22 protein-coding genes are annotated in these 25,458 nt (G+C 70.1%); 14 read left to right on the forward strand and 8 right to left on the reverse strand.

Annotated elements, in window-relative coordinates; translation table 11 throughout:
- Positions 1-202: 202 nt before the first annotated feature.
- From WMF45_RS26430 to WMF45_RS26440, 3 genes are all read left to right on the forward strand, one after another.
- Complete coding sequence (locus tag WMF45_RS26430; RefSeq protein ID WP_437707238.1) at positions 203-397, forward strand: hypothetical protein; 195 nt, start codon at positions 203-205, stop codon at positions 395-397.
- A 61-nt stretch (positions 398-458) separates the two neighbouring features.
- Positions 459-1,010, forward strand: a complete 552-nt coding sequence (locus WMF45_RS26435; RefSeq protein ID WP_437707239.1) for an ATP-binding cassette domain-containing protein — start codon at positions 459-461, stop codon at positions 1,008-1,010.
- Complete coding sequence (locus tag WMF45_RS26440; protein ID WP_437707240.1) at positions 1,007-2,077, forward strand: ABC transporter permease; 1,071 nt, start codon at positions 1,007-1,009, stop codon at positions 2,075-2,077. Before WMF45_RS26435 ends, WMF45_RS26440 begins: the two co-directional genes overlap by 4 nt.
- A gap of 11 nt (positions 2,078-2,088) precedes the next feature.
- Here the strand turns inward: WMF45_RS26440 and WMF45_RS26445 are convergent, their stop codons facing one another.
- Positions 2,089-4,509: a substrate-binding domain-containing protein gene (locus WMF45_RS26445; RefSeq protein WP_437707241.1), complete on the reverse strand. Its 2,421-nt coding sequence runs from the start codon at positions 4,507-4,509 to the stop codon at positions 2,089-2,091.
- Positions 4,510-5,005: 496 nt separating this feature from the next.
- Here WMF45_RS26445 and WMF45_RS26450 point away from each other — a divergent pair, with 496 nt between their 5' ends.
- The 6 genes from WMF45_RS26450 to WMF45_RS26475 all read left to right on the forward strand — a co-directional run bounded on the left by WMF45_RS26450 (position 5,006) and on the right by WMF45_RS26475 (position 11,289).
- On the forward strand, positions 5,006-5,803 hold the full coding sequence (locus WMF45_RS26450) for a polyphosphate polymerase domain-containing protein (protein ID WP_437707242.1): 798 nt from the start codon (positions 5,006-5,008) through the stop codon (positions 5,801-5,803).
- Positions 5,803-6,492 carry a DUF4956 domain-containing protein gene (locus WMF45_RS26455; RefSeq protein WP_437707243.1) on the forward strand — a complete coding sequence of 230 codons (690 nt, stop codon included), beginning with the start codon at positions 5,803-5,805 and terminating at the stop codon, positions 6,490-6,492. Before WMF45_RS26450 ends, WMF45_RS26455 begins: the two co-directional genes overlap by 1 nt.
- A 97-nt stretch (positions 6,493-6,589) precedes the next feature.
- Complete coding sequence (locus WMF45_RS26460; protein ID WP_437707244.1) at positions 6,590-6,976, forward strand: VOC family protein; 387 nt, start codon at positions 6,590-6,592, stop codon at positions 6,974-6,976.
- Between the two features lie 690 nt (positions 6,977-7,666).
- A complete protein-coding gene (locus WMF45_RS26465) occupies positions 7,667-8,686 on the forward strand; it encodes an SUMF1/EgtB/PvdO family nonheme iron enzyme (RefSeq protein WP_437707245.1) in 1,020 nt (339 codons plus the stop codon).
- Between the two features lie 458 nt (positions 8,687-9,144).
- Positions 9,145-10,608: an endo-1,4-beta-xylanase gene (locus WMF45_RS26470; RefSeq protein ID WP_437707246.1), complete on the forward strand. Its 1,464-nt coding sequence runs from the start codon at positions 9,145-9,147 to the stop codon at positions 10,606-10,608.
- A 48-nt stretch (positions 10,609-10,656) separates the two neighbouring features.
- Positions 10,657-11,289 carry a DUF6151 family protein gene (locus WMF45_RS26475; protein ID WP_437707247.1) on the forward strand — a complete coding sequence of 211 codons (633 nt, stop codon included), beginning with the start codon at positions 10,657-10,659 and terminating at the stop codon, positions 11,287-11,289.
- Positions 11,290-11,335: 46 nt separating this feature from the next.
- Here the strand turns inward: WMF45_RS26475 and WMF45_RS26480 are convergent, their stop codons facing one another.
- Positions 11,336-12,367, reverse strand: coding sequence for an endonuclease/exonuclease/phosphatase family protein (locus tag WMF45_RS26480; protein ID WP_437707248.1), 1,032 nt, complete (start codon positions 12,365-12,367; stop codon positions 11,336-11,338).
- 222 nt (positions 12,368-12,589) lie between these two features.
- Entirely contained in the window at positions 12,590-13,219 is a 630-nt protein-coding gene (locus WMF45_RS26485) for an MmcQ/YjbR family DNA-binding protein (protein ID WP_437707249.1), read from the reverse strand.
- Positions 13,220-13,345: 126 nt separating this feature from the next.
- Between WMF45_RS26485 and manA the strand changes: the two genes are divergently transcribed.
- On the forward strand, positions 13,346-14,545 hold the full coding sequence (gene manA, locus WMF45_RS26490) for a mannose-6-phosphate isomerase, class I (protein WP_437707250.1): 1,200 nt from the start codon (positions 13,346-13,348) through the stop codon (positions 14,543-14,545).
- Positions 14,546-14,591: 46 nt separating this feature from the next.
- Here the strand turns inward: manA and WMF45_RS26495 are convergent, their stop codons facing one another.
- From WMF45_RS26495 to WMF45_RS26510, 4 genes are read right to left on the reverse strand one after another with little or no spacing between them, the layout of a single operon-like run.
- Positions 14,592-14,948 carry a hypothetical protein gene (locus WMF45_RS26495; RefSeq protein ID WP_437707251.1) on the reverse strand — a complete coding sequence of 119 codons (357 nt, stop codon included), beginning with the start codon at positions 14,946-14,948 and terminating at the stop codon, positions 14,592-14,594.
- The gene (locus WMF45_RS26500; RefSeq protein WP_437707252.1) at positions 14,945-15,718 is read right to left on the reverse strand and encodes a nitrate reductase cytochrome c-type subunit; all 774 of its coding nucleotides are present in this window, start codon (positions 15,716-15,718) and stop codon (positions 14,945-14,947) included. The genes WMF45_RS26495 and WMF45_RS26500 overlap by 4 nt, the downstream gene beginning before the upstream one ends.
- Positions 15,715-18,138, reverse strand: a complete 2,424-nt coding sequence (locus WMF45_RS26505; RefSeq protein WP_437707253.1) for a molybdopterin-dependent oxidoreductase — start codon at positions 18,136-18,138, stop codon at positions 15,715-15,717. The genes WMF45_RS26500 and WMF45_RS26505 overlap by 4 nt, the downstream gene beginning before the upstream one ends.
- Positions 18,135-18,377 (reverse strand): hypothetical protein, encoded by a 243-nt coding sequence (locus WMF45_RS26510; RefSeq protein WP_012237335.1) that lies wholly within the window; start codon positions 18,375-18,377, stop codon positions 18,135-18,137. The genes WMF45_RS26505 and WMF45_RS26510 overlap by 4 nt, the downstream gene beginning before the upstream one ends.
- Before the next feature lie 268 nt (positions 18,378-18,645).
- On the opposite strand from WMF45_RS26510, the gene WMF45_RS26515 reads away from it, so the two are divergent.
- From WMF45_RS26515 to dsrP, 3 genes are read left to right on the forward strand one after another with little or no spacing between them, the layout of a single operon-like run.
- On the forward strand, positions 18,646-19,266 hold the full coding sequence (locus WMF45_RS26515) for a hypothetical protein (RefSeq protein WP_437707254.1): 621 nt from the start codon (positions 18,646-18,648) through the stop codon (positions 19,264-19,266).
- Positions 19,263-20,165 carry a 4Fe-4S dicluster domain-containing protein gene (locus WMF45_RS26520; protein ID WP_437707255.1) on the forward strand — a complete coding sequence of 301 codons (903 nt, stop codon included), beginning with the start codon at positions 19,263-19,265 and terminating at the stop codon, positions 20,163-20,165. Before WMF45_RS26515 ends, WMF45_RS26520 begins: the two co-directional genes overlap by 4 nt.
- A 15-nt stretch (positions 20,166-20,180) precedes the next feature.
- Complete coding sequence (dsrP, locus tag WMF45_RS26525; RefSeq protein ID WP_437707256.1) at positions 20,181-21,455, forward strand: sulfate reduction electron transfer complex DsrMKJOP subunit DsrP; 1,275 nt, start codon at positions 20,181-20,183, stop codon at positions 21,453-21,455.
- A gap of 124 nt (positions 21,456-21,579) precedes the next feature.
- Here the strand turns inward: dsrP and WMF45_RS26530 are convergent, their stop codons facing one another.
- A complete protein-coding gene (locus tag WMF45_RS26530) occupies positions 21,580-23,514 on the reverse strand; it encodes a hypothetical protein (protein ID WP_437707257.1) in 1,935 nt (644 codons plus the stop codon).
- Positions 23,515-23,814: 300 nt separating this feature from the next.
- Here WMF45_RS26530 and WMF45_RS26535 point away from each other — a divergent pair, with 300 nt between their 5' ends.
- The gene (locus WMF45_RS26535) at positions 23,815-25,449 is read left to right on the forward strand and encodes a carboxylesterase/lipase family protein (RefSeq protein WP_437707258.1); all 1,635 of its coding nucleotides are present in this window, start codon (positions 23,815-23,817) and stop codon (positions 25,447-25,449) included.
- The last annotated feature ends 9 nt before the right edge of the window (positions 25,450-25,458 follow it).

Genomic DNA, 25,458 nt, shown 5'->3' on the forward strand with positions numbered 1-25,458 from the left:
TCGCAGGCAAGGTGGGGGAGAACTGCCGTGAAAGACAAGAATCGTTTCTGGAAGCTAGCGTTTGCAGCGTTCGCCGTGCTGTCCATGACATGGATCGCCGGCTGCGATCAGGGGGGCGGAGACGAGGCGGCCAAGGGCCACGACGGCGACGGCAAGATTCGACGAGGAGGACGCGACGCTCAGCGGCATCGAGAACGGCACCGTGGCGTGCACCGTCGTGCAGAAGCCGTTCCAGTTCGGCTACCTGTCGAGCAAGTGGATGCACGAGCTCGCGACGAAGGGCGACGCGGCCATGGCCGCCATCCCCAAGGACAGGATGGTCGACACCGGCGTCGACGTGATCCGCAAGGAGAACGTGGCAGAGTTCAAGGCCAGGCTCGTGGAGCTGAAGAAATAGCCTCCTTGTCCGGCGGCTCGCTCGGGGGCGCCCCCTCGATCGAGCGCCGCGATCCCGGCCCATGACGTCGACTCCCGATCTCCCAGCCCTGCTCGCGATGCGCGGGATCGTCAAGCGGTTCCCGGGCGTCACCGCGCTCTCAGGGGTGTCGCTCTCGCTCCGCGCCGGCGAGGTGCTCGCGCTCGTGGGAGAGAACGGCGCAGGCAAGAGCACGCTCATGAAGATCCTCGGCGGCGCTTGCCAGCCCGATGAGGGGCAGATCTTCATCGACGGGGCGCCCGTGTCGCTCAGCGGGGTGCGCGCGGCCAAGCGCCTCGTCGTCCCCGGCGCGCCCGCGGGCGCGCGCTTCACGGCGCTGCGCGGGGAGATCCTCGGCTTCGCGGGGCTGGTCGGCTCGGGGGCCGCGCTCGCCGCGGAAGGGATCACGCTCTTGATGGTCAGCTCGGACATGGAGGAGGTGCTCGGCATGAGCGATCGCGTGGTCGTCATGCACGAGCGCCGGATCACGGGCGTGCTCCCGCGCGAAGGGCTGACGCAGCAGCGCGTCGCCGCGCTGATGACGGGGAGCGCGAGGGGCGCGGAAGGGGACGTGGAAAACGCGGTGACCGCATGAGACGTGAGCTGGGCATGAGCGTCGTGCTCGTCCTGATGTGCGCGGGGCTCTGGATCTCCAACCCCGATTTCCTCGGGCAATCGAACGTCGTCAACACCACGCGGCAGATCGCGATGCTCGGCATCTTCGCGATGGGCATGGGGTTCGTCATCATCACCGGCGGCATCGACCTGTCGATCGGCTCGGTGATCGGCCTCACCGGCGTCCTGCTGGCCAAGATCTCGTCCTCGGGGATGGCGTGCCTTGGCTACCCGCTCTGGGTCGGCATCCCGACCGCGCTCGCCGCCGCGATGCTGGTGGGGCTCGCGCAGGGGCTGCTGATCACGCGGCTCAAGCTGCAGCCGTTCGTCGTCACGCTCGGCGGCATGCTCCTCGTGCGCGGCGTCTCGCAGACGGTGGCCGAGGGCGGCACGCTGAGCTTCGGCGACTCGCCGTTCCTCGGCCTCGCCAACGGCGGGCTGCTGCGCGTGGGAAGCGACGCGCTCATCCCCTACCCGCTCGTCATCTTCCTCGTGGTCCTCGCCGCCGGCGCGTACGTGCTGCACTTCACCGTGCTCGGGCGCTACATGTACGCGATCGGGGGCAACCGCGAGGCCGCCGAGTACTCGGGCATCGACGTGCGCCGGGTGGAGGTCTCGACGTACGTCATCTCGTCGGCCGCCGGCGGGATCGCGGGCATCTGCTACGCGTCCTACATCGGCCAGATGTCGCAGCAGGTCGGGATGGGCTACGAGCTCTACGCGATCGCGGCCGCCGTGCTCGGAGGCTGCTCGCTGCGCGGCGGCGAGGGCGGCGCGCTCGGGATCCTCATCGGCTCTGCCCTCATGCGGGTGATCGACAACGGCATCAACATGTTCCAGATCCGCCACAGCGACAGCGGCGGGCCGCGCATCTGGCGCCTCGACCCGAACTGGACGTTCATCATCATCGGCGCCGTCATCCTCGTGGCCGTCGTCTTCGACCAGGTGGTGCACGTGGCCCAGGCGCAGCGGCGCGCCCGGCGCGCCGGCGAGGCGAAGACCGCCGAGCCGCACCCCATCGAGGCGCCGCCCGCCGGGGCGGAGTAGCCGCCGCGCGGTCAGCGGCGCTTCGCGCGGCGGCGCACCCTCGAGAGCGCATGGCGGAAGCCGCTCGCCAGGTTGGCGTGCGTCACCATCGAGCCGACGTCCAGGCCTTGCCGGACCATCATCTGCGCGGCCTCCGGCCGGACGCCGACGAGCACCGCCTCGGCGCCGAGCAGCGCGGCCGCCTGCGCCGCCTCGACGAGCCGCGACGCCGCCGTCGCGTCGACGAACGCCATGCCGGTGACGTCGATCAGCACGACGCGCGCGCGCTTCGCGTCGATCTCGCGGAGCATCGACGCGATGAAGTCGCCGGAGCGCTGGGCATCCATGACGCCCACGACGGGCATCACGAGGATGCCGTCCGCGATGGGCACCACGGGGCTCGAGAGCTCGCGGATCGTCTGGAGCATCGCCGCTTGCTGCAGGTTGGCGCGCTCGAGCTCCTCGCTCCGCGCGGAGATGCGGCGGAGCAGCCGGGCGTTCTCGACGCCGATCGCCACCGTGCCGGCGACGCGGACCAGGAACGCCACGTCGCCCGCGCCGCACGCCTCCCTGCGAGCGCTGCTCAGGACGAGGGCGCCGAGGACGTCGCCGCGGCCTTGCAGCGGCACCGCGATGGCCGTGCGCGCGCCGTCGTGCGCGGCAGGCAGGGCGGCGTCCGCGCCCCCCTCGGCGGGGTCGATCGCGACCGGGCGGCCCGACGCGATCGCGCGGCGCACGAGCGAGCGCGCCGGGATCGAGACCTGGTCCTCGACGACGGCGCTCGAGGGGGGCGCGACCCCGATCATCATGACCTCGATCTCGGGGGCGACGGGCGCGATCCGACCGCCGTTCCCGGCCGCGGCCCGGCGGGCGGCCTCGAGAGAGAGGTAATCGCTCAGCGTCGTGGACCACGGCGTCTGCTCGAGGGTGACGCAATCGACGCGGGTGTGGAGGACACGGGAAGGCGGCAGCTCGGCGAGGGTCGGCCCGACGCCGCGCGTGATCATCCGGTGGATCGTCTCGATGGCGCGGAAGCCCATGTCGTCCTCGCGCTGGACGATCGTCGCGTGGATCGCCCCCTGCCTGAGCAGGGCGACCGTACGGGCGACGAGATCGAAGCCGACGACCTTGAGATCTCCGGCCCTGCCGAGGGCTCGCGCCGCGCGGCCCCAGGACGGCCCGTTGTCCGCCGCGGCGCCGAAGGCGCCCGCGACGTCGGGCCGCCCCTCCAGCGCCACCGCGGCGAGCCTCGTCCCGGCCTCCTGATCCCAGTCGCACGGGATCGTCGGCAGCACCGTGAGGTTCGATCCGAGCGCCGCCGCCCAGAAGCCATCGACGCGCTCGCGGATGTTCAGCGCGAGCCCCACGGCGCCGAGGGACGCGACGACGCCGCCGCCCGGGAGCAGCCGCTTCATCACCTCGGCCGCCAACCTGCCCGACGCCACGTTGTCCGTCCCGATGTAGAGCGGCGCCCGGCTGCCCGGGAGCGGAGGCGTGTCGATCACGACGACCGGGATGTCCCTCTCGGCCGCCCGCCGGAACGCGTCCTCCGCGCTCTCGGGGTTGCTGGGCGCGACGATGATGCCGGACATGCGCCGGTCGATCGCCTCATCGAGCAGGGCGCGCTGAGAGCCGTCGCCTTCGCCGCCGTGGCCGGTCCGCCAGTCGATGGAGACGCCGAGGGGCCCCGCGGCGCTCTCCGCGCCGGCGCGGATGTTCTGGAAGTAGGTCGTCGGCTCCGACGCCGGGGCCCGGTAGACGCTGGCGCGCAGGTCGCCCCGCGCGAGCCCAGGGCCGTCCCCGGCGAGGTCCTCCTCGAGCAGCCAGATCTCCACCGTGTCCCAGCTCGGATCGAGCTGCACGCTCTTGATGCCGTGAGCGATGGTCTCGATGAGGTCGTGCAGCGGGAGCGTCGTGCCCACCGCGTGGAGCAGCCGCTCGAACAGGCGGATCTCCTGCGCCGCGCTCGCCTTGTCGTCATAGAGCCTGTGCCGCTCCAGCGCATCTCCGGCCGTGCCCGCGAGGACCTCGATCATGGCGCGGCGCTCCTCCCCGGGAGACTCCATGGTGGCCTGCTCGATGGCGAGATAGCCGGCCGGCTCGCCGCACAGCTGGATGGGCGCGACCAGCACCCCGGCGCCTTCGGGGACGCCGCAGCCCGCCCCGAGCGCGAAAGGCAGGTACGTCCGGTACCACGCCCGCGCATCGACGATGCGGCCCGCGTGCGCGCCGTCGCAAGGCGCCGCCGCGCCGAGCGCGCCGCCCTCGACCTCCGCGCCGACCGGAACGCGCGAGGAAACCCCAGGTGGCGCGTCGAACCCGACCAGGGCTCGGGCCACGAAGCGCTCCCCCTCGCGGAGCAGCAGGCTCCCGCGCGGCGCGTGCGGGAGGACGGCCATGGCCCGCCGCACAGTCTGCTGAAGGACGGCGAGGAGGTCGGGTACCTGACGCATGCGTATCGTTCCACGATCTCGCCTGGATCCAGGCGGCCTTCAACAAATTCGCGCGAGATCGATCGCTCGATCCGGTCAATCACGGGGGTCGAAAGAGACTGCGCGGCCGAGCGGCGGCGCGCCTCGCGAGGAGCCGCTCACGACATCGACTCATGACGACGCGATCATGAGCCGGGCGCTCGTGGCACAAACAGGCAGCGACCTCCGCCCCGGGCGCGGGGAGCGCGCCGGCCCGCGTCACCCCGGCAGCCGAAGGCCCGCCCCGCTGGCGCCGGCCCCGAGCCCCTGTCAGCCCACCGCAAGGAGCAGCGCCCGCGCGGGCCCCGAACCGCGCCGGGCGCTCCCCCAGCAGCGCTGCCGCAGGCGCGCAGGTTGCAGGGAAAGCACAAAGATCTCGCGGAGCGGCCATGGATTCCGCTTGCGGACGCCGGCGAAATTTGTGTCATTATTGCGCGGTTACCGTAACAACCTTGCGACGCGTAGCAGCGCGGCGCGCTTGCCCTTGACGACCGAGGAGGCGAGAGTCCTGGACGTCATCGAACGATACGAGTTCAAATACCTGGTGCCGGAGCGTCTGGTGCCAGCGATCCGGGCCACGGCCTGCGCGATCGGCCGGCTGGACCGGTACGCCGGGCCGGGCGGCGTGTACCGCATCCGGTCGCTCTACCTCGACACCCGCGGGTTCGACCTCTACTGGGCCAACGCCCGCGAGCAGCGCGACCGCTTCAAGCTGCGGGTGCGCACCTATCCCGGGAAGACCAGCCCGGCCTTCCTGGAGGTGAAGCGGCGCGTCCAGGATGTGATCATCAAGTCGCGCGCGGCGGTGCCAGCGAGCGAGTGGCGCGATCTGCTCGCGCACGGCCGCCCCCCCTCGCTCGATCACCTCTCGCCGGGCGCGCGGAAGGGCGCGGAGAAGTTCATCGGCGCGTTCCACCGACACGACCTCAGACCGACGCTCCTGGTCGACTACGAGCGCGAGGCGTACGAGAGCACCATCGACACCTACGCGCGCCTGACGTTCGACCGGAAGATCGTCTGTCAGCGCAGGGAAACGATGGATCTCGACGCCTCCGAGGGGGGGTGGCGCCCGGTCGACCACCCCGTCCAGACGCAGACGCCGGAGCCCGTCTGCGTCCTCGAGCTCAAGTTCGAGCGCAGGCCGCCTCCGTGGATGGTGGCGCTCGTGCGGCGCCTCGACCTCGTCCGGCACTCGTTCTCCAAGTACTGCTACGGCGTCACCGCGCAGCTGACGCTCCCGGAGGCGCGGGCGACGCGGGTCGCAGGGTGGCAGTGATGGACTGGCTGACCGCGCTCTCGCACGGCGAGGCCGTCGAGTGGCGCGACGCGCTCGTCGCCCTGCTCGTCGCCTTCGGGCTCACGCAGGGCATCGCCGGCGTCTACATGCTCACGTTCCGCGGCCTCTCCTACTCCCGGACGGTCGTCCAGAGCATGGCGCTGGGCAGCATCATCACGTGCACGCTCATGCTCGCCGTCGGCAACAACATCGCGGCCGGCATCGGGATCGCCGGGGGTGTCTCCGCGATCCGGTTCCGCACCACGCTGCGCGACCCGCGCGACGTCGTGTTCGTCTTCGCGTCGCTCACCATCGGCATGGCGAGCGGCGCGCGGGCCTACGGCGCGGCGATCGCGGGGGCGGCGATGTTCGGCGTCGCGACGCTCTTGCTCCACGTCACCGGCTACGGGTCGCGCCGGCAGCCGGACGGGCTGCTCCGGTTCGTGGCGCCGGCCGGCCAGGCCGGCGCGGAGATCGCCGGCCCGATCGCGGGCATCCTCCGCGAGCACTGCGGCAGCTTCTCGCTCGTGACCCTGCGCGAGGCGGCGCAGGGCACCGTCATGGAGCACGCCTACCAGATCCGCGTTCGCCACCCCGACATGCGGGCCGGCCTCGTGACGAGCCTGCAGGCGTTGCCCGGCGTGGCGGACGTGAGCCTGATGCTCCAGGAGCCGACGCTGGACCTCTGACCACGGCGACGCACCACATCCGCTGGTGCATGGGCAGCAATCTCACCTGGGCGCCTCGCGTCGCCGCCGCACCGTGGTAGCCGTGCTAGCAGATCGCATGCACAAGAGTCGCCTGGCTGGGTTCATCATCGACTGCCGAACCGACGATCTCGATGGCGCCGCCCGCTTCTGGAGCGCGGCGCTCGGGATGCGATCGCGCGGCCAAGACGGCGAGGCCTACGTCCGCCTGGACGCGTCTGCGCGCGATCTCTCGGTCGAAGTGCAGAGCGTGAAGCACGGGAGCCGCGTCCACCTCGACATCGAGACCGACGACGTCGAAGCCGAGGTGCGCCGCCTCGAGCGGCTCGGCGCCAAGCGGGTCACGCAGGCCTCGACGTGGTGGGTGCTCGAGGCGCCGACCGGCCAGCGCTTCTGCGTGGTGAGGACCCATCATCCGGACGCGCACGGCTTCTCCACGTGGGACGACGAGGGGAACCCCGTATAGAAGCGACGGCCCTGGCCTCGACGCCTGCACTGGGCAACTCATTGCCTCGTGCAATTCACCATGATGTAATACAACCCTCCCCATTCTTGCGCTCACGCCCGCTCCTCTGCAAAACTCGATAAAGCGGCCCTGGCGAACTGGTTCCGAGCCCGATCCATCCGCGCATCCCCGTCGAGCGCCGTGGCGCCACGGTGCCCGTTCGCATCGCTCGGCCGTCGGCACAGGCGCCAGCGCCCGCGGCGCACACCGAGGCTTCCAGACCTGCAAAGAGTCGTGCAGTTCCGCGGATACTGGACGCACCTTGACCTCCTGAGGTGCACCGCCTGCGGCGTGCCGGCGTGACAGGAGTGAGGCCCAGATCCCCGCCCGAGCCCTCCGGTCGCCGCGACGTGACGGCGGCGACCGACCCGCCGCGCAAGAGGACGCAGGGCGCGCAGTTCGCGCGCTGGCCGATGTGCCGGGGTGGCCGCGCTGGCCGGCCATCCTGGACCACCGGGCGGCCACACCACGGGACAAAGCCCCGGCCAACAGCCCCGTAGCCCGGCTTTCCGGGGCGGCGAGGCAGGCCGGGATTTTGCAATGCCTCCGGACGGCTCCCGACGCTCGCGAGAAATCGAGGCGAGCCCGGGTCAGCATCAATTTTGGCCCACGCCTGTAGGCTGATGTAGCCAAACGTGGGAAGAGGTTAACGTGCGTATCCTGGGTTTCACGGTACTGACACTGCTTGGCGTTGCGACCTCGAGCTGCACCGGTCCCTCGGACGGCGGCGGGAGCGGGGGCGGAGGTGGAGGCGACGCCCGGCACGTCGAGATTCCCGAGCAGTCGACGGAGACGTACGACCCGCTGCCGGTCGAGACGCCGGCGACGGAGGCGGAGGTATCGGACCCGCTGTCGGTCGAGCCTCCGGCCGCGGAGAACGACGAGCCGCTGGACCAGCCGGCGATGATCGAGGTGCCGATCGCGCTGCCCGGCTCGACCCAGGGCTGCCCCGACGGGATGCTGCGGGTGGAGGGCGAGTATTGCAGCGCCGTGGTGCAGGAATGCCTCGAGTACCACCCCGAATGGACAAAGCGCCACGGCGAGCCGGGGGTCGCCGCCCGATGCTTGCGATTCCGCGAGCCGTCGCGGTGCGTCGCCGGGAAGACCGAGCACCTCTCGTTCTGCATGGACCGGTACGAGTACCCGAATGTCCCGGGCGCGCTGCCGCGCACGCTCACCTCGTGGGAGCAAGCCGCCGGGCTCTGCGCGGCGGAGGGCAAGCGGCTCTGCACCGAGGCCGAGTTCAATTTCGCGTGTGAAGGCCCCGAATCGCTGCCTTACGTCTACGGCTACGAGCGGAATGCCGAGACGTGCAATCAGGACCGAGACTACCGCTTTCCAGACCACTCGCAGCGGCTGCTCCACTACCAAGCGTGCCAGCAGAACGCGCGATGCGCCGCCGAGCTCGCGCGCCTGGACGGCCGCGAGCCGGCCGGCGGGCGCGCGGAGTGCGCCTCGTGGGCGGGCGTCTTCGACCTGAACGGCAACGTCAACGAGTGGGTGGTGCGCACCGATCAGAAGGCCCCTTACCGCAGCGGGCTCAAGGGCGGATGGTGGGGTCCGATCCGGAGCGCATGCCGCCCGATGACGACCTTTCACAAGGAAGACGACTACGGCTACGAGGTCGGCTTCCGCTGCTGCGCGGACGCCGAGACACACCCCGCGGGGTGAGCGCGGCCCGCGGGCCACACATCCGCCCGGGCCTCTGACCTCGCGCCCGCGGGGCGCGGGAGCGACGGTATCGCCCTGAGCGCATAGCTCGACAATCGAATCATCGTTGCAGCTTCAGGAGGGCGGACGGCACGCACGCCGTTCCGTCGCGGGCCAGTGAATGCGACGTGACTGTATCAGGAGACCGATCGCGCGAAGCGCTTGACATCGGCTCCCAGTTGCGTGCTTAAGTCACATGCCATGCTCGGCATCGCCTCATGCCGCGCATGGCATGTGTAAACCTTGCTTCGACAGTCACGGTGTGATCGTGCAACGGCCATTGTCGATCGCAACTCGCTCTGGCCGCAATCTTACAAACTCGACCCGACGGGCGGCAGGGCTCGCAGACGCAACTCTGTTTTACTTATTCGCTTTGAGCACAACCCTGCGGCTCGGCCGGCCGGATCATGGAGAACCTTATGCGTATCGATCGCTTACTTGGCCCTGTCTCCTTTTCGTTCGCGTGCTGCCTGGTCGCCTGCGCGATGGAGCCTGCTGACCTGGAGGACAGCGACGCCCTCGAGTCGGGGCTGAGCAGCCCGGACAACACGATGAAGGCCGAGCTCGCGTTCCAGTCCCAATGGACCGGCGGGTACTGCGCGAACGTGACGGTGACGAACACGAGCAACGGCCCGGCCACGTCGTGGGGTCTGGTCGTCGGGCTCAACGGCGCCACGGTGACCAACCTGTGGAACGCGCGCTACACGACGTCCGGCGGGCAGCTGAACGTCACCAACGAGAACTACAATGGCTCGATCGCTGCAGGCCGCTCGACGTCATGGGGGTTCTGCGCGAGCGGCACCGGGAGCCCCACGATCGTCTCGGTCAAGGGCAATGGAGGCTCGAGCACCAGCACGAGCGCTTCCTCATCGAGCAGCAGCAGCTCGAGCTCCTCATCGAGCAGCAGCAGCTCGAGCTCGTCCTCGAGCTCCTCGGCGAGCAGCGGCGGGGGCGGTGCAGGCGGCTCCGGGGGCGGGGGCGGTTCGGGCGGCTCTGGCGGCTCCGGCGGCGGCACCCCGACCGGCGCGAAGTTCGTTGGCAACATCACGACGAATGGCGCCGTCCGCGCCGGCTTCGCGAACTACTGGAACCAGATCACGCCCGAGAACGAGGGCAAGTGGGGCTCCGTCGAGAGGACGCGCGGCCAGAAAGACTGGAGCAAGCTCGACACGATCTACAAGTACGCGAAGGACAACCGCATCCCGTTCAAGCAGCACACCTTCGTGTGGGGCAGCCAGCAGCCAGAGTGGCTCGCGGGCCTCTCCGGGTCGGACCAGCAGGCGGCCGTGAGGGACTGGATGCGGTCGTTCTGCACGCGCTACCCCGACACCAAGTACATCGACGTCGTCAACGAGCCGCCGCCCCACACGACGCCCTCGTACAAGAACGGCATCGGCGGCGACGGCGCCAGCGGCTATGACTGGATCGTCAACTCCTTCAAGTGGGCTCGCGAGTTCTGCCCGAACGCGAAGCTGATCCTCAACGACTACAACAACATCGAGTACGAGGGTGACCACCAGAACTTCATGCGGATCGCGAGGGCGGTGATCAACGCAGGCGCCCCGGTCGACGCGCTCGGCGCGCAGGCCCACGACGCGTACAAGCTCAACACGAGCACGGTGAAAGGGTACATCGACAAGCTCGCGTCGCTGGGCAAGCCCGTGTACATCACCGAGTACGATATCGGCATCGCGAACGACGAGGACCAGCGACGGGTGATGCAGGAACAGTTCACCATGTTCTGGAATCACCCTTCCGTTCCCGGCATCACGCTGTGGGGCTACATCGTCGGCTCCACCTGGAGGGCCAACACGGGCCTCCAGCAGTCGAACGGCACCATGCGGCCGGCCATGACCTGGCTGATGGACTTCCTCGACCGCTGACGACCAGAAGCGCGCGCGGCGCGCGTCGAGCCGTGCTATGCGAGCCGGATGTCCAGAGACGTCGAGCTCCAGTGTCGCTGCGGAAAGGTCCATGGATGGCTGCGCGGTGCATCGCCGGACGCGGTGAACCGCGCAGTCTGCTACTGCGACGACTGTCAGGCGTTCCTGCACCATCTCGGCCGCGCCGAGCTGCTCGATGAGCAGGGCGGCACGGACATCGTGCAGGTGGCCCCTTCGTCGGTCTCCTTCGACCGCGGCAGCGAGCTCGTCGCCGCGGTGCGCCTGACGCCCAAGGGCCTCTATCGCTGGTACGCGAGCTGCTGCAAGACGCCGCTCGGCAACACGTTGACGCCGCGACTGCCGTTCGTCGGCATCGTCACCGAGCTGTTCCAGCAAGCCCCGAGCGCGCGCCCGTGCGACGAGGTCTTCGGCGCGCCGCGCGGCGCGATCCTCGGCAAGTTCGCCATCGGCGAGCCGCCGCCCGGGTCGCTGAGGCCGAGCGTGCGCTTCCTCGCGCACGTGGCCCGGAAGCTGCTCGGCTGGAAGCTCCGCGGCAAGGCGTGGCCGCATCCGTTCTTCGATCGCGCGAGCGGCGATCCGAAGTACCCCATCACGGTGCTGTCCGCGGCCGAGCGCGAGGCGCTGCGCCCGCTCTGCGGCCCGCGCCCCGCGCGCGCATGACGGGCCGGGTCGAACCTCCCCCGCTCGTCCTCGCGGCGTCGCCGCGCTAGCGCTCCGCGCGCCCTTCGCGCGGGGTACCGCCCCAGCGCAGGTCGGCGACGACGGGGAGGTGATCCGAGCCGAGATCCGGGCCGATCCATGCGCGCTCGGTCGTCCAGCCAGGCCCGGCGAGCACGTGGTCGATGCGGACGCCAAACCACCGCGTGCGCTTCGTCGCGCCGAACCCCAGGCCGGCGCGCGAGAACGCGTTCTCGAAGCCCGCCCAGAAGCGCCGATAGATGGCGCTGTCGACCGGCATGTTGAAGTCGCCGGCGATGACGACCGGATAGGGCGCCTCGTCGGCCCACTGCCGCGCGAGCTGGGACTCCCAGACACGCAATGCGATGACGCGGTCGTGCTCCGCTGCCTGCTTCCACAGGCCGTGGATCAACGCCTCGATCGCCTCGCGGGGCGTCTCCAGATGCAGGTTGAGGAAGCTGAAGACGCGGGTCCCGCGCGGCTCCTCTGAGCTCGGCCGTGGCGCGTCCGGAAGCGCGATCTCGTAGCGCAGGATCGCGCCGTGGCCGCCTTGATCCCAGACGTCGCGGCGATCCCTGGACTCGGCCTTGAGGAGAGGGTACCGGCTCACAAGGCACATCCCGGTATCGACGTGGACGGACCATCCTGGAAATGCTGCGTTCAGCTCCGACTCCGACGCCGAGCACTCCTGCAGCGCGATCACGTCGGGCCGGGTCGCGGCCACGAAGCCCTTGAGTCGATCGATGTCCATCGCGCGACTGCCCGTGTTGAAGGACGCGACGCGCAGGTCGGCGCTGTCGGCGTCTCCGGTAAGGGCCCGGAGAGAGAACGTGAAACCGAGGATCGGCCCGGCCACGATCGCGGATGCCAGGGCCGCCGGGAGGAGAGCGCGGCGCTGCACGAGGAGCGCGGCGGGCACGATCACGAGGAGAGGGAGGGCGACGATCCGGCGCGGGCCGAAGAGAAAGAGCGTCCCCGGCCACCACCGGTCGCCCACGAGGGGCAGGGCGAGCCAGATCGACGCGACAGCGAGGAGGTAGAGCACAGCGACGGCGAGCACGACGAACCGGAGCCGGCGCCAGCGTGGTGGGGACGAAGGACGCCTGGCGGGTTGTGGTTGCGGCTCGGACGACGCATCCCTGGATGGCTCGCGGTCGCGCATCGATGTTCCTCCGTCGGGGTGTAGAGTCCGTCTCGACGCGCGGGGGCGGCGACGAACGCACTCAGCCTCACCGGCCGGGCGCGCTGGCCGCCTCCAACGGCGCCGCCTCGGTCACAAGCGTCATGGACTTCGCCGGCTCTCCTTCTCCGCCGCCTTCTTGGCGGAAGACCCCTTCTTCGCCGCAGCCTTCGTGGCGGGAGTCCCCTTCTCCGCTGCAGCCTTCTTCTCCGGAGCTCCCTTCTCCGCTGCCACCTTCTTGACGGGAGTCCTCTTCTTCGCCAAAGCCTTCTTCTCCGGAGCTCCCTTCGCCGCCGCCACCTTCTTGGCGGGAGACCCCTTCTTCACTGGCTTCCCTGGACTCCCCGGCACCGGCGCCGCGCCACCCAGCGACTGCAACGCTCGCTTCGGCGCCACCGCGCGATAGCTCTCCTCGATCCACTCGAGCAGCATCGCCTCGGGCACGCGATCTTTCGGGCCGAAGCGCGCCGTCACCCAGCCGCTCTTGCCGAGGTTGTACCCCGTGGGCTCCGCGAACGGCAGCATGAGCGCGGCCTCGCCCGACTGCGGGAGCTTCGCCGTGACAAGGAGCTTCCCTTCATGGATGTTGAGGAAGACGAAGATCTTCCCGCGCACCTTGGCGACACGGTCGCCCCAGGGGAACTCCTCCACGGCCTCTGGATAGGCCAGCGCAGCGCCGCGCAGCCTCGCAAGGATGGGCGTGAACCGCGCGTCGTCCCCGGGCGTCGTCATCCGGCGAGCGTAGAGCGCTCGCACGACCTCGTAAAGCCGGAACCGCGCCGGCGCACGGCCCGCTCAAGAGCTGATTTCTCCGCTTCGCTGAGGTAGGGTGGCGCCTTGCAGGAGCACGCTATCCCAATGTTTTCACTCGAGAACCGTGTTCAGGAGTACGCCTGGGGCTCCCGGGACGCCATCGCGACGCTGCTCGGACAGCGCCCCTCCGACAAGCCGCAGGCCGAGCTCTGGATGGGAGCCCACCCGGCGGCCTCCTCGTGCATCGAGCTCGACGGGAGCCGAGAGCGCCTGATCGACGCCATCTCCAGGCACGCAGACGCCTTCCTCGGAGGACCGACGCGCGAACGCTTCGGCGCTCGGCTCCCCTTTCTGCTCAAGGTGCTCGCGGCCGACCAGCCGCTGTCGCTGCAGGCACACCCGGACGAAGCGCAGGCGCGGCGCGGGTTCGACGCGGAGAACGCCGCCGGCGTCCCGGTCGACGCCCCCGAGCGCACCTACCGCGACCCGCACCACAAACCCGAGCTCATCTGCGCGCTCACCCCGTTCGACGCCCTCTGCGGTTTCCGGCCGGCCACGTCCCTGACGGAGGTCTTCGAGCTCCTCGCCGGAGGCCCTGGGGACGCGCTCGTCCCGCGCGGCGCCGATGTGATCGACGCGGCCGCGGTCGCGCGGCTCGTCCAGGGCCTGCTCGCGCTCGAACCGGCCGCCCGGCGCGAGCTCGTGTCCTCGGTGGTCGAGGCGTGCCGGGAGCGCGCCCAGGCGGGCGGATGGCTCGCGCGGGCCGCTGGCTGGGCGCTCCGCCTGCACGAGCTCTACCCGGGGGACGTCGGCGTCGTGATCGCGCTCCTGCTCAACGACGTGCACCTCGAGCCGGGCGAGGCGCTGTACCTGCCGCCGCGCCGCCTGCACGCCTATGTGCAAGGGGTCGGGATCGAGATCATGGCGAGCTCCGACAACGTGCTGCGCGGCGGGCTCACGCCGAAGCGCGTCAACGTCGACGAGCTCGTTCGCGTCCTCGATTTCGCGCCGTGGCGTGTCGAGCCCATCGTGCCACGCCAGGTGGGCGTGGAGTCCTTCTATGACACCCCAGCGCCGGAGTTCCGGCTCTCGCGCATCGAGCTCGACGCCGCGGCCCCCTGGAGGACGGATGACCGCCGCGGCCCCGAGATCGTCCTCTGCACCAGGGGACAGGCCTCGCTGGTCGACGCGCGCGGCGCTGCCCGCGAGCTCCGCCAGGGTGGCTCGATCTTCGTCCCGTTCTCGTCGGGGAGCTACGCCATCGAGGGACACGGCCAGCTCTTCCGGGCCACCGTCGGCCTCTGAGCCGCTCTCCGGTCGTCGAATGACGGCGCCACCCGTGCGCGACGCGCTATCGGAGGGCGTCCTCGATCCGGACGCGCACGAGGCGCACGCCGGAGGGAATCCGGAGCAGCGTGTCCCACCACTCCGAGCCCGCGAAGCGATAACGGATCTGCACCCCGAGCGCGGTCCCGTCGCCGAGCGCGCGGCGGGCGAGGGCGAGCTCGTCGCCCGCGCTGCCGGCCCGCGGGAGATCGCCGGCGCGGGCAGTCGCACCGGCCTTGAGCGACACCGAGACGAGCTCCGCTGCCTCGGCGAGGTCGAAGAAGAGCTGATCGAGGGTCGCCTCGTCGAGCACCGCCTCCTGCAAGGGAGGCAGCGGGATCTCGGGATCGACAGCCCTCTCATCCGCGGAGGGGAGCTTCATGGCCTGTCCGCTCCCATGCTCGGCGGCGGCCACGCGGAGAGAGGCGTGGGCGCGCGCTGATCCAGCTCGGCCGAAGGGGCGTGGCACTGGGTGCAGCTCTGCCGGTAAGGGTGGGTCGAGCGAATGCCCAGGGCGCCATGGACGCCATGGCAGCTCGCGCACTCGGAGCGCATCAGCGTCGGGTGCGGGATCGTGGGCGGCGCGCCCTCGTAGGCGCGGGCGCCTCGCCGCGGCGACGGCATGCCAGCAAAGGTGTTGTCGGGCGGAGGCGGCGTCTCCGCGAGCGGCCTCGGGTCGGCGCCGACGACATGGCACTGCGTGCAGCTCTCGTAGCGACGGTGGCTCATCCTGGGCGCGGTGAGGTTCGCGACGCGCAGCCCGCGCTCGTGGCACGAAAGGCAATCCGGCACGCCGAGCTGCTCGATGCGATGCGGGATCGTGGGCGGCGCGCCGTCGTAGGCGCGGCGGGAAGCGCGCCGCTCGAGCGCCGCCTCTCGATCGGCCTCCGACTGCTCGACAGGCGCGTAGAGATCGGCGTCCGCCGCCTCGAGCCGTGCGAATGCGCCCTCGTACATGCCGGCGTTCGGGCCGTGCGCGCGCTCGCGCATGTCGGCGTAGCTGCGCGCCTCGACGCTCGCCGAGGGCGGAGGGGGATCGCCGTGCAGCTCGGCGACCCCCTGCTCCGTGCCGCGGACTCCCGAGAAGTAGCCCGCCGCCGCGACAGCGACGATCGCGGCGAGGCCGACGTGAAGGCCGCGAGCGTCCTTCATCGCGCCTCTCCTCGCTTGCCCTGCGGTTTGCGGCGGATCCTGACCGCGCACTTCTTGTAATCAGGCTGCTTCGAGAGCGGATCGTACGCCTCGAGCGTCGCGCGGTTCACCATCACGGTCTCATCGAAGAACGGCACGAACACCGTGCCAGGCGGCGGCGCGCCACGGCCCTCGATCCAGACAGGCAGCTCGAGCGCGCCGCGCCGGCTCTCCAGGATCACGACCTCGCCGTCGCCGACACCGAGCCTCCGCGCGTCCTCGCGGTTCATCTCCAGGTACGACTGCGGCATCGCCCGCTGGAGCTGGGGTATCCTCATGGTGAGCGACCCCGTGTGCCAGTGCTCGAGGACGCGGCCCGTGCACAGCCAGAAGGGATACTCCGCGTCGGGCGACTCGGGCGGCGGCTCGTAGGGGTGAAACCAGATGAGCGCCCGGTCGTCCTTGGTCACCGAGTGGTAAAACTGGATCTCCTCCTTCGTCGCATAAGGGTCGTCGAACCTCGCGAAGCGGAACCGCGTCTCCCGCCACGAGCCGTCGGGCTGCTCGACGACGGGCCAGCGCAGGCCCCGCGCCTTGACGTACTCGCGGTACGGCGCCAGGTCCTTGTGCTTGAACCGGCTGAACTCGCGGTACTCCTCGAAGAGGTGCTCGTCGACGTTGACGTCGTGGTAATGCTTGTAGTCCCAGACCGGCACCTCCTTGCCGTCCTTCCGGATGTCGAACAGGAAACGGCCGTCCTTGTCCTTCATCCCGGCGAGCCCCATGTCGTGGAGCTTGCGCGCCACGGCGATGATCTGCCATGCATCGTCCCGCGCCTCGCCGGGCGGCTCGACCATCTTGAACCACTGCTGCGTACGGCGCTCGGAGTTGCCGAACATCCCGTTCTTCTCGACCCACATGGCCGAGGGCAGGACGAGGTCCGCGGCGCGCACCGTGGCCGTCGGGTAGACGTCGGACACGATCAGGAACTTGCCCGGGATCTTGCGGCTCGCGTCGAAGAGCTCGTTCGTGTTCGGCAACGACTGGCCTGGATTGGTCACCATGACCCAGATGGTGTCGATGTCGCCCCCCTGCTCCTTCGGGGTCGAGAAGCGCTTCCAGAGCTCGACCGTGTGGTAGCCGGGCTTCGGGTTGATCCGCCCCTCGGGCAGCTTCCAGAGGTGCTCGGCCTCCTTCCGGTGCTCTGCGTTCGTGACGACGAGGCCGCCGGGGAGCCCGTGGGCGAGCGTGCCGACCTCGCGCACCGTGCCGCAGGCCGACGGCTGGCCCGTCAGGCTGGTCGGGGCGTCGCCGGGCTTGCCGAAATGGCCGCTGAGCAGGTGCACGCCGTGCACCAGATCGTTGATCGCGGTGCCGCGGGTGTGCTGGTTCATCCCCATGCACCAGACGCTCGTGATCCGCAGATCGCGGCGCCCGAAGAGATCCGCCAGCATCCGGATGTCCTTGGCGGCGACGCCCGAGATCGCCTCCACCCGCTCCGGGGTGTATTCGGCGAGCGCCGTCTTGTACTCCTCGAAGCTCATCGGCTGCCCCTCGAGGGTGGGGTGCTCCGTCCGCTTGCGGAAGTTGCAGAACCTGTCGACGAACGCCCGGTCGAACGTCCCGCGCTCGACGAGCAGGTGCGCGATGCCGTTCGCGATCGCAAGATCGGTGTTCGGCTTGAAATACAGCGTGTGCTGGCAGAAGGCCGAGGTGCGGGTGCGCCGCGTCGTGAGATCGATGAGGAGCACCTGCTCGCCCCTCGATCGCCGGTCGACGACGCGCGAGAAGAGCACGGGGTGCATCTCGGCCGGGTTGTTCCCCCACATGAGGAGGACATCGCACTTGTCGAGATCCTCGTAGCAGCCGGCCGGCTCGTCCACGCCGTAGGTGGAGAGGAAGCCTGTCACCGCAGACGCCATGCAGAGGCGCGCGTTCGGGTCGATCTGGTTGTTGCCGAGCCCGGCCTTCACGAGCTTGTTCGCCGCGTACCCCTCGGGGATCGTCCACTGGCCGCTGCCGTAGAGCGCGAACCCCGCCGGGTTCTGCATCGCGCGCCGCGCGACGATCGCGATGGCCTCGTCCCAGCCGATGGGCTCGAGCTTGCCGTTCTTGCGGAGCAGCGGCTTCGTGAGCCGGTCTCTGCCGTAGAGGGCGAGGCCGACGTGATACCCCTTCACGCAGAGCAGGCCCTTGTTGACGTCCGCGCTCTGGTCGCCCGCGACCGCGACCACGCGGCCCCCCTTCACGCCCACCTGCACGTGGCAGCCGGTGCCGCAGAACCTGCACGGCGCCTTGTTCCAGATCACATCGGAGGCGGTCCCCGCCCCGGGCGCCGCCTGGGCGGCGGCGATGCCGTCCTTGCCCAGCGCGAGCCGATTGGCGGCCACGGTCGCCGCGCCCATCGCGGAGCACCTCAGAAAATCGCGGCGATCCATCATGGCTCCAGATCCGAGAAGTCGACCGAGACCACATCGACGAAGTCCACCCCGTCGGTGCAGAGCATCCGCTCCACGAGCTCTTCCCCCGCGAGCAGGGTCGCTGTCTCGGCGATCGCGGGCAGCCTCGAGCCACACGGCGGACCGAGCGAGAGCGCCGCCTCCGCGGCGAGAGAACGACACGCCCGCGCTCGCGCGCTGGGCTCATCGGAGAGCGTGATGACAAGAGCACTGAGGGGCATCGGGACGCCTGTCTGGGGTTGATCGGGTGGATGGGATCGAGCGGGTCAAACGCCACATCGCAAGGTCCACGCCACACGAGATCGTCGCCGGAAGGCCCGTCCATCGCGGCCGGCGGCCTGCGCCTCACCGGAGATCCCTGGCGCGCGCGGACCGCGGGTCAGCGCAAACGGTGCGTCGGAACGCGCGCCCTGCACCGCGCCGAGCCGCGGGCCGCGGCGCCGCCCCGGACGCGCGCGATGGCACGTGGCGTGCGATGCGAAACGCGCCGTGCACTCCTCTCTTCATCTTCCCGGGGCCGCCGCGCTCCTGGGCCTCCTGTGCGTGGCGCACGCGGCAGGCTGCCAGGGTCGCGACCAGCCGCCCGGGCTGCGCCCCACGCTCGACGCGACGCCGGTCGCCTCCGCGAGCATCCACTACCCTGACAAGCTCTCCGGTGTCGCCACGGACAAGCGGGACTCGCTGGGCCGGCCGATCCGCGCGGCGTGCGTGACGTGCCATTCGCTCCGCAGGCCCGATGCGCTGCCGACCTCGACGGCGGAGCTCGACGAGTTCCACGTCGGGCTGAGGTTCGAGCACGGCGGGCTGAGCTGCGCCTCGTGCCATGTGATCGGCGAGCAGGACACGCTCCGCAAGGCCGATGGCACGCTCCTCCCGATGCGCGACGCCATGCAGCTGTGCGCCCAGTGCCACGGCCCCCAGCTCCGCGACTACGCGAACGGGGCTCATGGGGGGATGAACGGCAGCTACGCGGGCGGCGCGCGGGTGCGCAACCACTGCGTCGACTGCCACGATCCGCACGTGCCGGCGTTCCAGCCGTCGATGCCTGTCCTGCCCCCGCGAGACCGCTTCGTGGAGGCGCACGGCGCAGGAGAAGGAGCCCACCGATGACCCAGACATCCAGGCGCGTCGCGCTCAAGGTGCTCGGAGCGACGCTCGGCGCCTCCGCGTTCGCCCACGCGATGGAGCCGCTCCGCGCGTGGAGCAAGGACCTCTCGCTCGATCAGTTCCTGCAGCGCCATTACAAGGAGCTCACGAGGGAAGAGCTCGCCGAGGTCATCGACCGCCTCGAGCGAGAGACGCGCGAGGAGTACGGCCGCGAGGTCACGATCCGCGACGTCCGCCCGCAGGAAGGGGTGCAGTTCGGCTACGCGCTCAGCCTGAGCGTGTGCATCGGCTGCCGCAAGTGCGTGGAGGCGTGCCACGTGGAGAACAACCACGATCGGCGCACGAACAACTCCTACATCCGCGTGCTCGAGATGGATCAGGGCAGCTTCGACATGGAGAAGGGCGACGCGACGTACGAGCACGCCGTGCCCGCGAAGGGCAAGTACTACCTGCCGGTGCAGTGCCAGCAGTGCGACAACGCGCCTTGCGTGAAGGTCTGCCCCGTCCAGGCGACCTGGAAGGAGCCCGACGGCATCGTCGCCGTCGATTACCACTGGTGCATCGGCTGCCGCTACTGCGAGGCCGCCTGCCCCTATCACGCGCGGCGCTTCAACTGGACGAAGCCCGAGGTGCCCGCGGAGGAGATCAACCCGGACCAGGGTTACCTGTCGAATCGCATCCGGCCCCAGGGCGTCGTGGAGAAATGCACCTTCTGCCTGCACCGGACGCGCGAGGGCCGGATGCCGGCCTGCCTCGAGGCCTGCCCCACGGGCGCGCGCGTCTTCGGCAACCTCCTGGATCCGAAGAGCGAGATCCGCTGGGTGCTCGAGAACAAGCGGATCTTCATCCTCAAGGAGGAGCTCGGCACGCGGCCGCGCTTCTTCTACTTCTTCGACGTCTGAGCGAGCGGAGCCACGATGGGCAACGACACACACGCCATCACCTACCCGCGCTTCCTGCTCCGGGTCATCGGCCAGAGCTTCGAGGGCTCGTGGCGCTTCTATCTCTGGATGACCGTGCTCACGGCGATCGCCCTCGTCGGCGCGAACGCCTGGGCCCACCAGCTCGCCGAGGGCATGCGGGTCACCGGCATGAGCGACCACGTCTCGTGGGGCCTTTACATCGCGAACTTCACCTTCGGCGTGGGGCTCGCGGCGGGCGCCGTGATGATGGTGATCCCGGCGTATCTCTACGACGACCACGAGATGCACGACGTCGTGATCCTCGGCGAGCTGCTCGCGATCGCCGCCATCGTCGTGTGCCTCCTGTTCATCGTGGCGGACATGGGGCGCCCGGACAGGTTCTGGCACATCTTGCCCGGGCTCGGGCGGTTCAACTGGCCGATCTCGATGCTGACATGGGACGTCATCGTCCTGAACGGCTACCTGTTCATCAACCTGCACATCTCGGGCTACCTCATCTACACGAGGTACCTGGGCAGGAAGCCGGACAGGAAGTGGTATCTGCCGTTCGTGTTCCTGTCCATTGGCTGGGCGGTGTCGATCCACACGGTGACGGCGTTCCTCTACTCGGGCCTCGGCGGGCGCCCCTTCTGGAACTCGGCGCTGCTCGCCCCCCGCTTCATCGCCTCTGCGTTCATCACGGGCCCGGCCTTCGTGATCCTGCTGCTCCAGCTCGTCGCCCGGCTGACCCGGTTTCGCGTGGGCGACGGGCCGATCCGCACGCTCACCTCCGTGCTCCGCGTGACCGTCCTGCTCAACCTGTTCATGCTGGGCTCGGAGCTCTTCACGTCGCTCTACACCGGCGGCACGCACGGCGCCGCGGTGACCTACCTGTTCTTCGGCCTGCACGGCAAGAGCGCGCTCGTGCCGTGGATCTGGTCGGCGGTCGCGCTGAACGTGGCCTCCGCGGCGCTCCTGCACCTGCCGGCGAGCCGCGGGAGCCGCGCCTACCTCAACGCGGCCTGCGTCGCCGCCTTCGCCGGCGTCTGGATCGAGAAGGGCATGGGCCTCATCATCCCGGGCTTCGTGCCGAGCACCCTGCACGAGCTCGTCGAGTACGTGCCCTCGATGGCCGAGTGGAAGATCACGGCGGGCATCTGGGCCGTCGGGTTCATGGTGCTCACGATCGCCATCAAGGTCGCGCTGACGGTGCTCACCGGCGAGATGTCGGTCGAACCGCGCTCCGGTGCCACCCGCGCAGACGAGCACGCGCCGCCGCTCGCGCAATAGCGCCGCGGAGCGGGATGGCGCGCCGCCAGACCACCTCAGGCTCGTCACGCTGGGCTGCGGGCCTGACCCGGCGAGGCCGGCGACGCGCCCCGCGTGGACAGCTGAGCCCGCGGCGCTGCCCCGCTCACTCCGCGACGATCGCGATGGAGGCCGGGAGCGCCCCGATCTCCGCCGTGACAACGCCGTCCTCGTACGAGAAGGGCACCACGCGATCTTCCTCGAAGTCGATCGACGCGACAGTGACCTGCGTCGGGCTCGCGTCCACGGGGAAGCTCACCGTCACGCCCGCCTGCTCCACGACACCTGCGCTGTACTCGTGGTTGATCACGTGGAGCACCGTGCGGCCGTCCGCGAGGCGCACGAGGTTGTGGCTCATCTTCTTCTCGCCCGCGCACGCCTCGGGCTGCTCGGCGGACGCGCACTCCTCGAAGGAGAGGGTCACGGGCCCTGTGACGTCGGTCGCTCCGTGGACCAGGTCCTCGTGGGACTTGTAGAAGTCGCGGAAGCGCGCGAAGAACTCCATCATCTCGAGCGCGGTCGCGGTGCTCTCGTCCGTCGTCGTGTGCAGCGGCAGGGCGAAGTACAGGCCGTTCGCGTAGACCTCCGCGGCGAAGATGCGGAAATAGTCCTTCCGCTCCTCCAGCGGGAGCCCGTAGTAGCGGTTCATCATGTCGTTGGGCCAGTCCAGGAACAGCATCAGCGGGACTTCCTTGCCGCCGACGAGCTCTTGAACGCGCTTCGAGCGCGCCTTGAGCCCCCGCAGGGCCGTCTGGAACGACACGGTCCCGTCGAGGTGTCCCTCCACGACAGGCACCCAGTTCATGCCGCGCGGGCCGTCGCCGTCGATGTTCCAGTCGTACAGGCCCACGCTCTGCAGGTCGACGAACGGCACGATGCCGTTCGATGAGATGAAGATCTCGCGGCCGTGCTGCTCGCGCGCGTAGCGGCGGAGCTCGAGCACCACCTCCTGCCAGTAGACGAGCGCCGGATAGACCTCGACGAAGGTCCCGAGCTGCGGGTCAGGACGGTTTCCCACCGTCCGGCCCCACTCCTCGACGAGCAGCTTGTTCCCGCTGTCGAAGGGCTTCGCCGTGGCGTTCACGCGCTGGAGGTAACCGCGAAAATCGAAGCCTCTCCCGGCGGTCTCGGGCGCTCCTCCGCAGTCGAGCCCGTCCTCGGGGAGGAGATCGAACCCCTTCTGCCAGCCGTCCGGACGGCCGCCGTGCCTGCGGCAGAGGTAGTTGCCGAAGTCCGCGACATGGTGGTCGTCGAACCCCTCGTTGCCGTCGTACTCCGCGCCCCCGTAGCCGCCGTTGATCTCGTCGAAGTTCAGCCCGTCGACGCCGAGGTCGATCTGGAGCTTGCCCATCTCGACGAGCCGCGCGCGGTAGCTCGGGGACGCCATGCTCGAGCGGTGCGCGCCTGGCACGATCTGGTCGTGGGCGACGAGCTCGCCCGCGGCGTTGCGCGTTGTCTGCTCCAGAAACTGCTCCTCGCTGTCGACCTCGTCCTCGAAGACGATGGATGCGGTGCTGCCCGCGACGAAGCGGATGCCGCGCTCGCGGCAGCTCGCCAGGTACTCGGCGTCATAATCGTCGGCCTGGATCCCTGTGTCACGCCAGCGCTGCCACGCTCTCGGGACCATGTCCGGGGCGAGCTCGATCACCTGGGGATCCGCCTGGTGCACCTCCACCTGGCTGAACGCGAACACCGTCAGCTCCGACGTGTCGAACGTGCCGAACACCTCGGGGTGGATATCGGGCATGACCGGCGTGACGTCGCCTCCACCCCCCTCTCCTCCCGCGCCCGTCGCCGTTGTCGCTCCCCCGCCGCCCGCGCTCCCGCTGGACGCGGCCATGCCGCCGGTTCCCCCGGTCCCCCCGGGGTCCGGATCCGAGCTGCACGCGCTCCCGGCCAGGGCGCCGGCGATGGCCGTGCACGCCAGCAGCCCGGACCAGCCTGATTTCCCGATGCGGGCCGCGCGGCCCTGGTACCCATGCGCCGAAGCCCCTCGACGCCCGGCGCCGCCCGCGATCCCGTCGTTCCGATGAGTTGCCATGGGCACAGGAGGAGTTCGCGCCGCTCGCCATGTCAAGGTTGCCCTGCCCACGGCACGAAGCCGTCACCGTGGGAGCTTCTCAGACAACGACGTCAAATTCCAGCACCAGCGCTCACGCTTCATGGTTGAATTCCGCGTGCACAGAACGTCGCTCCGCCGACTGGCGGCCTTCATCGCCCCCTGCGTCCTCGGCGCCGCGCTCTCCTCTTCCCATTCCCACGATCCCGCATTCACGATTTGCTCTTGACGGAGACGATCATGCCCATTCGACCTTCATTGTCGCACACGATTCTTCTTGGCTTGCTCACTGCCGCCTGCAGCTCGAGCGAGCCGGCTCTTGAGGGCTCCGGCGGCGCGGGCGGCGCCGGTGGCTCGGGCGGCGCCGGTGGCTCCGGCGGCGCCGGTGGCTCGGGCGGCGGCGACGTGGCTGCGCCGCTCGTCGAGACGGAGGCGGGTCCGGTGGAGGGCGCGCTCGTCGGCGCGACGCGCACCTTCCTGGGCATCCCGTACGCCGCGCCGCCGGTCGGGGACCTGCGCTGGAGATCGCCCGCGCCGCACGAGCCGTGGACCGAGCCGCGGGCTGCCGTCGAGGTGGGCATCCCCTGCTCGCAGCTGAACCTGCTCACCCCGGGCTTCAATGAGAGCTCGGGAGAGGACTGCCTCACCCTGAACGTCTGGACGCCCGAGCGCCCGGCGTCCTCGTCCGTACCCGTCCTCGCCTGGATTCATGGCGGCGGCTTCGAGCTCGGCAGCGGCGGGGAGGCCGATTACGACGGCCGGGCGCTCTCCGAGGCGACCGGATCGGTGGTGGTCACCTTCAACTACCGCCTTGGCCCGCTCGGGTTCCTCGCCCTCCCGGAGCTCAAGTCGGAGGATCCCGATCACCCCTCGACGGGCGCGTACGGCCTGGAAGACCAGCGCGCCGCGCTCCAATGGGTCAAGGCCAACATCGCCGCGTTCGGCGGGGATCCTGGCAGGGTCACCCTGTTCGGCGAGTCCGCGGGCGGCATCAGCGTCTGCATGCACATGGTGTCGCCCAGGAGCAAAGGCCTCTTCCAGACCGCCATCATCGAGAGCGGACCGTGCGACTCCGCCGCGGACGAGGCGACGGCCAGCGCGCAGGGGCAAGAGTTCGTCGAGGCGCTGGGCTGCACCGACGCGCCATCCGTCCTCGAGTGCCTTCGCGGCAAATCGGCCGAGGAGATCATGAGCGCGCTGCCGCGGGGCGCGGCCTTCCTCGAGGGCGCCGGCCCGACGTGGTTCCCGGTCGTCGACGGATGGAACCTCCCCGACACGCCGGGCAAGCTCCTCGAGGCCGGGAGCTTCGAGAAGGTGCCGACGATCCTCGGCAGCAACGCGGACGAAGGCACGCTCTTCGTCTCGCTCTGGGGCGAGTCCGCGGCGGTCGCCGACGACACCGCGTTCGAGGCGTTCGCCGAGGTGCTCGCCCCGGGCCACGGCGAGGAAGTGGTGGCGCTCTACCCGAGCGAGACCTACGGCTCGGCGCAGGCGGCGGCGAACGCGGCGCTGGGCGACTCGATGTTCGTGTGCCCGACGCGGCGGGCGGCGCGCGCGATCGCGGGCGCCGGCGCGGCCACGTATCTCTATCATTTCACCTATGCGCCCGAGAGCTCGCTGCTCGGCGATCTCGGCTCCTTCCATTCTGCCGAGATCAAGTTCGTGTTCGGCAACCCGACGCTGGTGTTGCCGGAGCCGCTGACCGAGGGGGAGCTCGAGATGTCGCAGAAAATCATGGGGTACTGGTCGCGCCACGCGGCGAGCGGGGACCCCAACGGCGAGGGCGCCGTCGCGTGGCCGAGGTATGACGCAGAGGGGGACGAGAGCCTCGCCCTCGATCGCGACATCGCGCCGCAGGCCGGCCTGAAGGGAGAGCAGTGCGACGCGTGGGACACCTTCGCCACGGCGGCCCCCTGACGGTGCTCG

This window comes from Sorangium sp. So ce448 (genome assembly GCF_051520915.1).
GTDB lineage: Bacteria > Myxococcota_A > Polyangia > Polyangiales > Polyangiaceae > Sorangium > Sorangium cellulosum_B.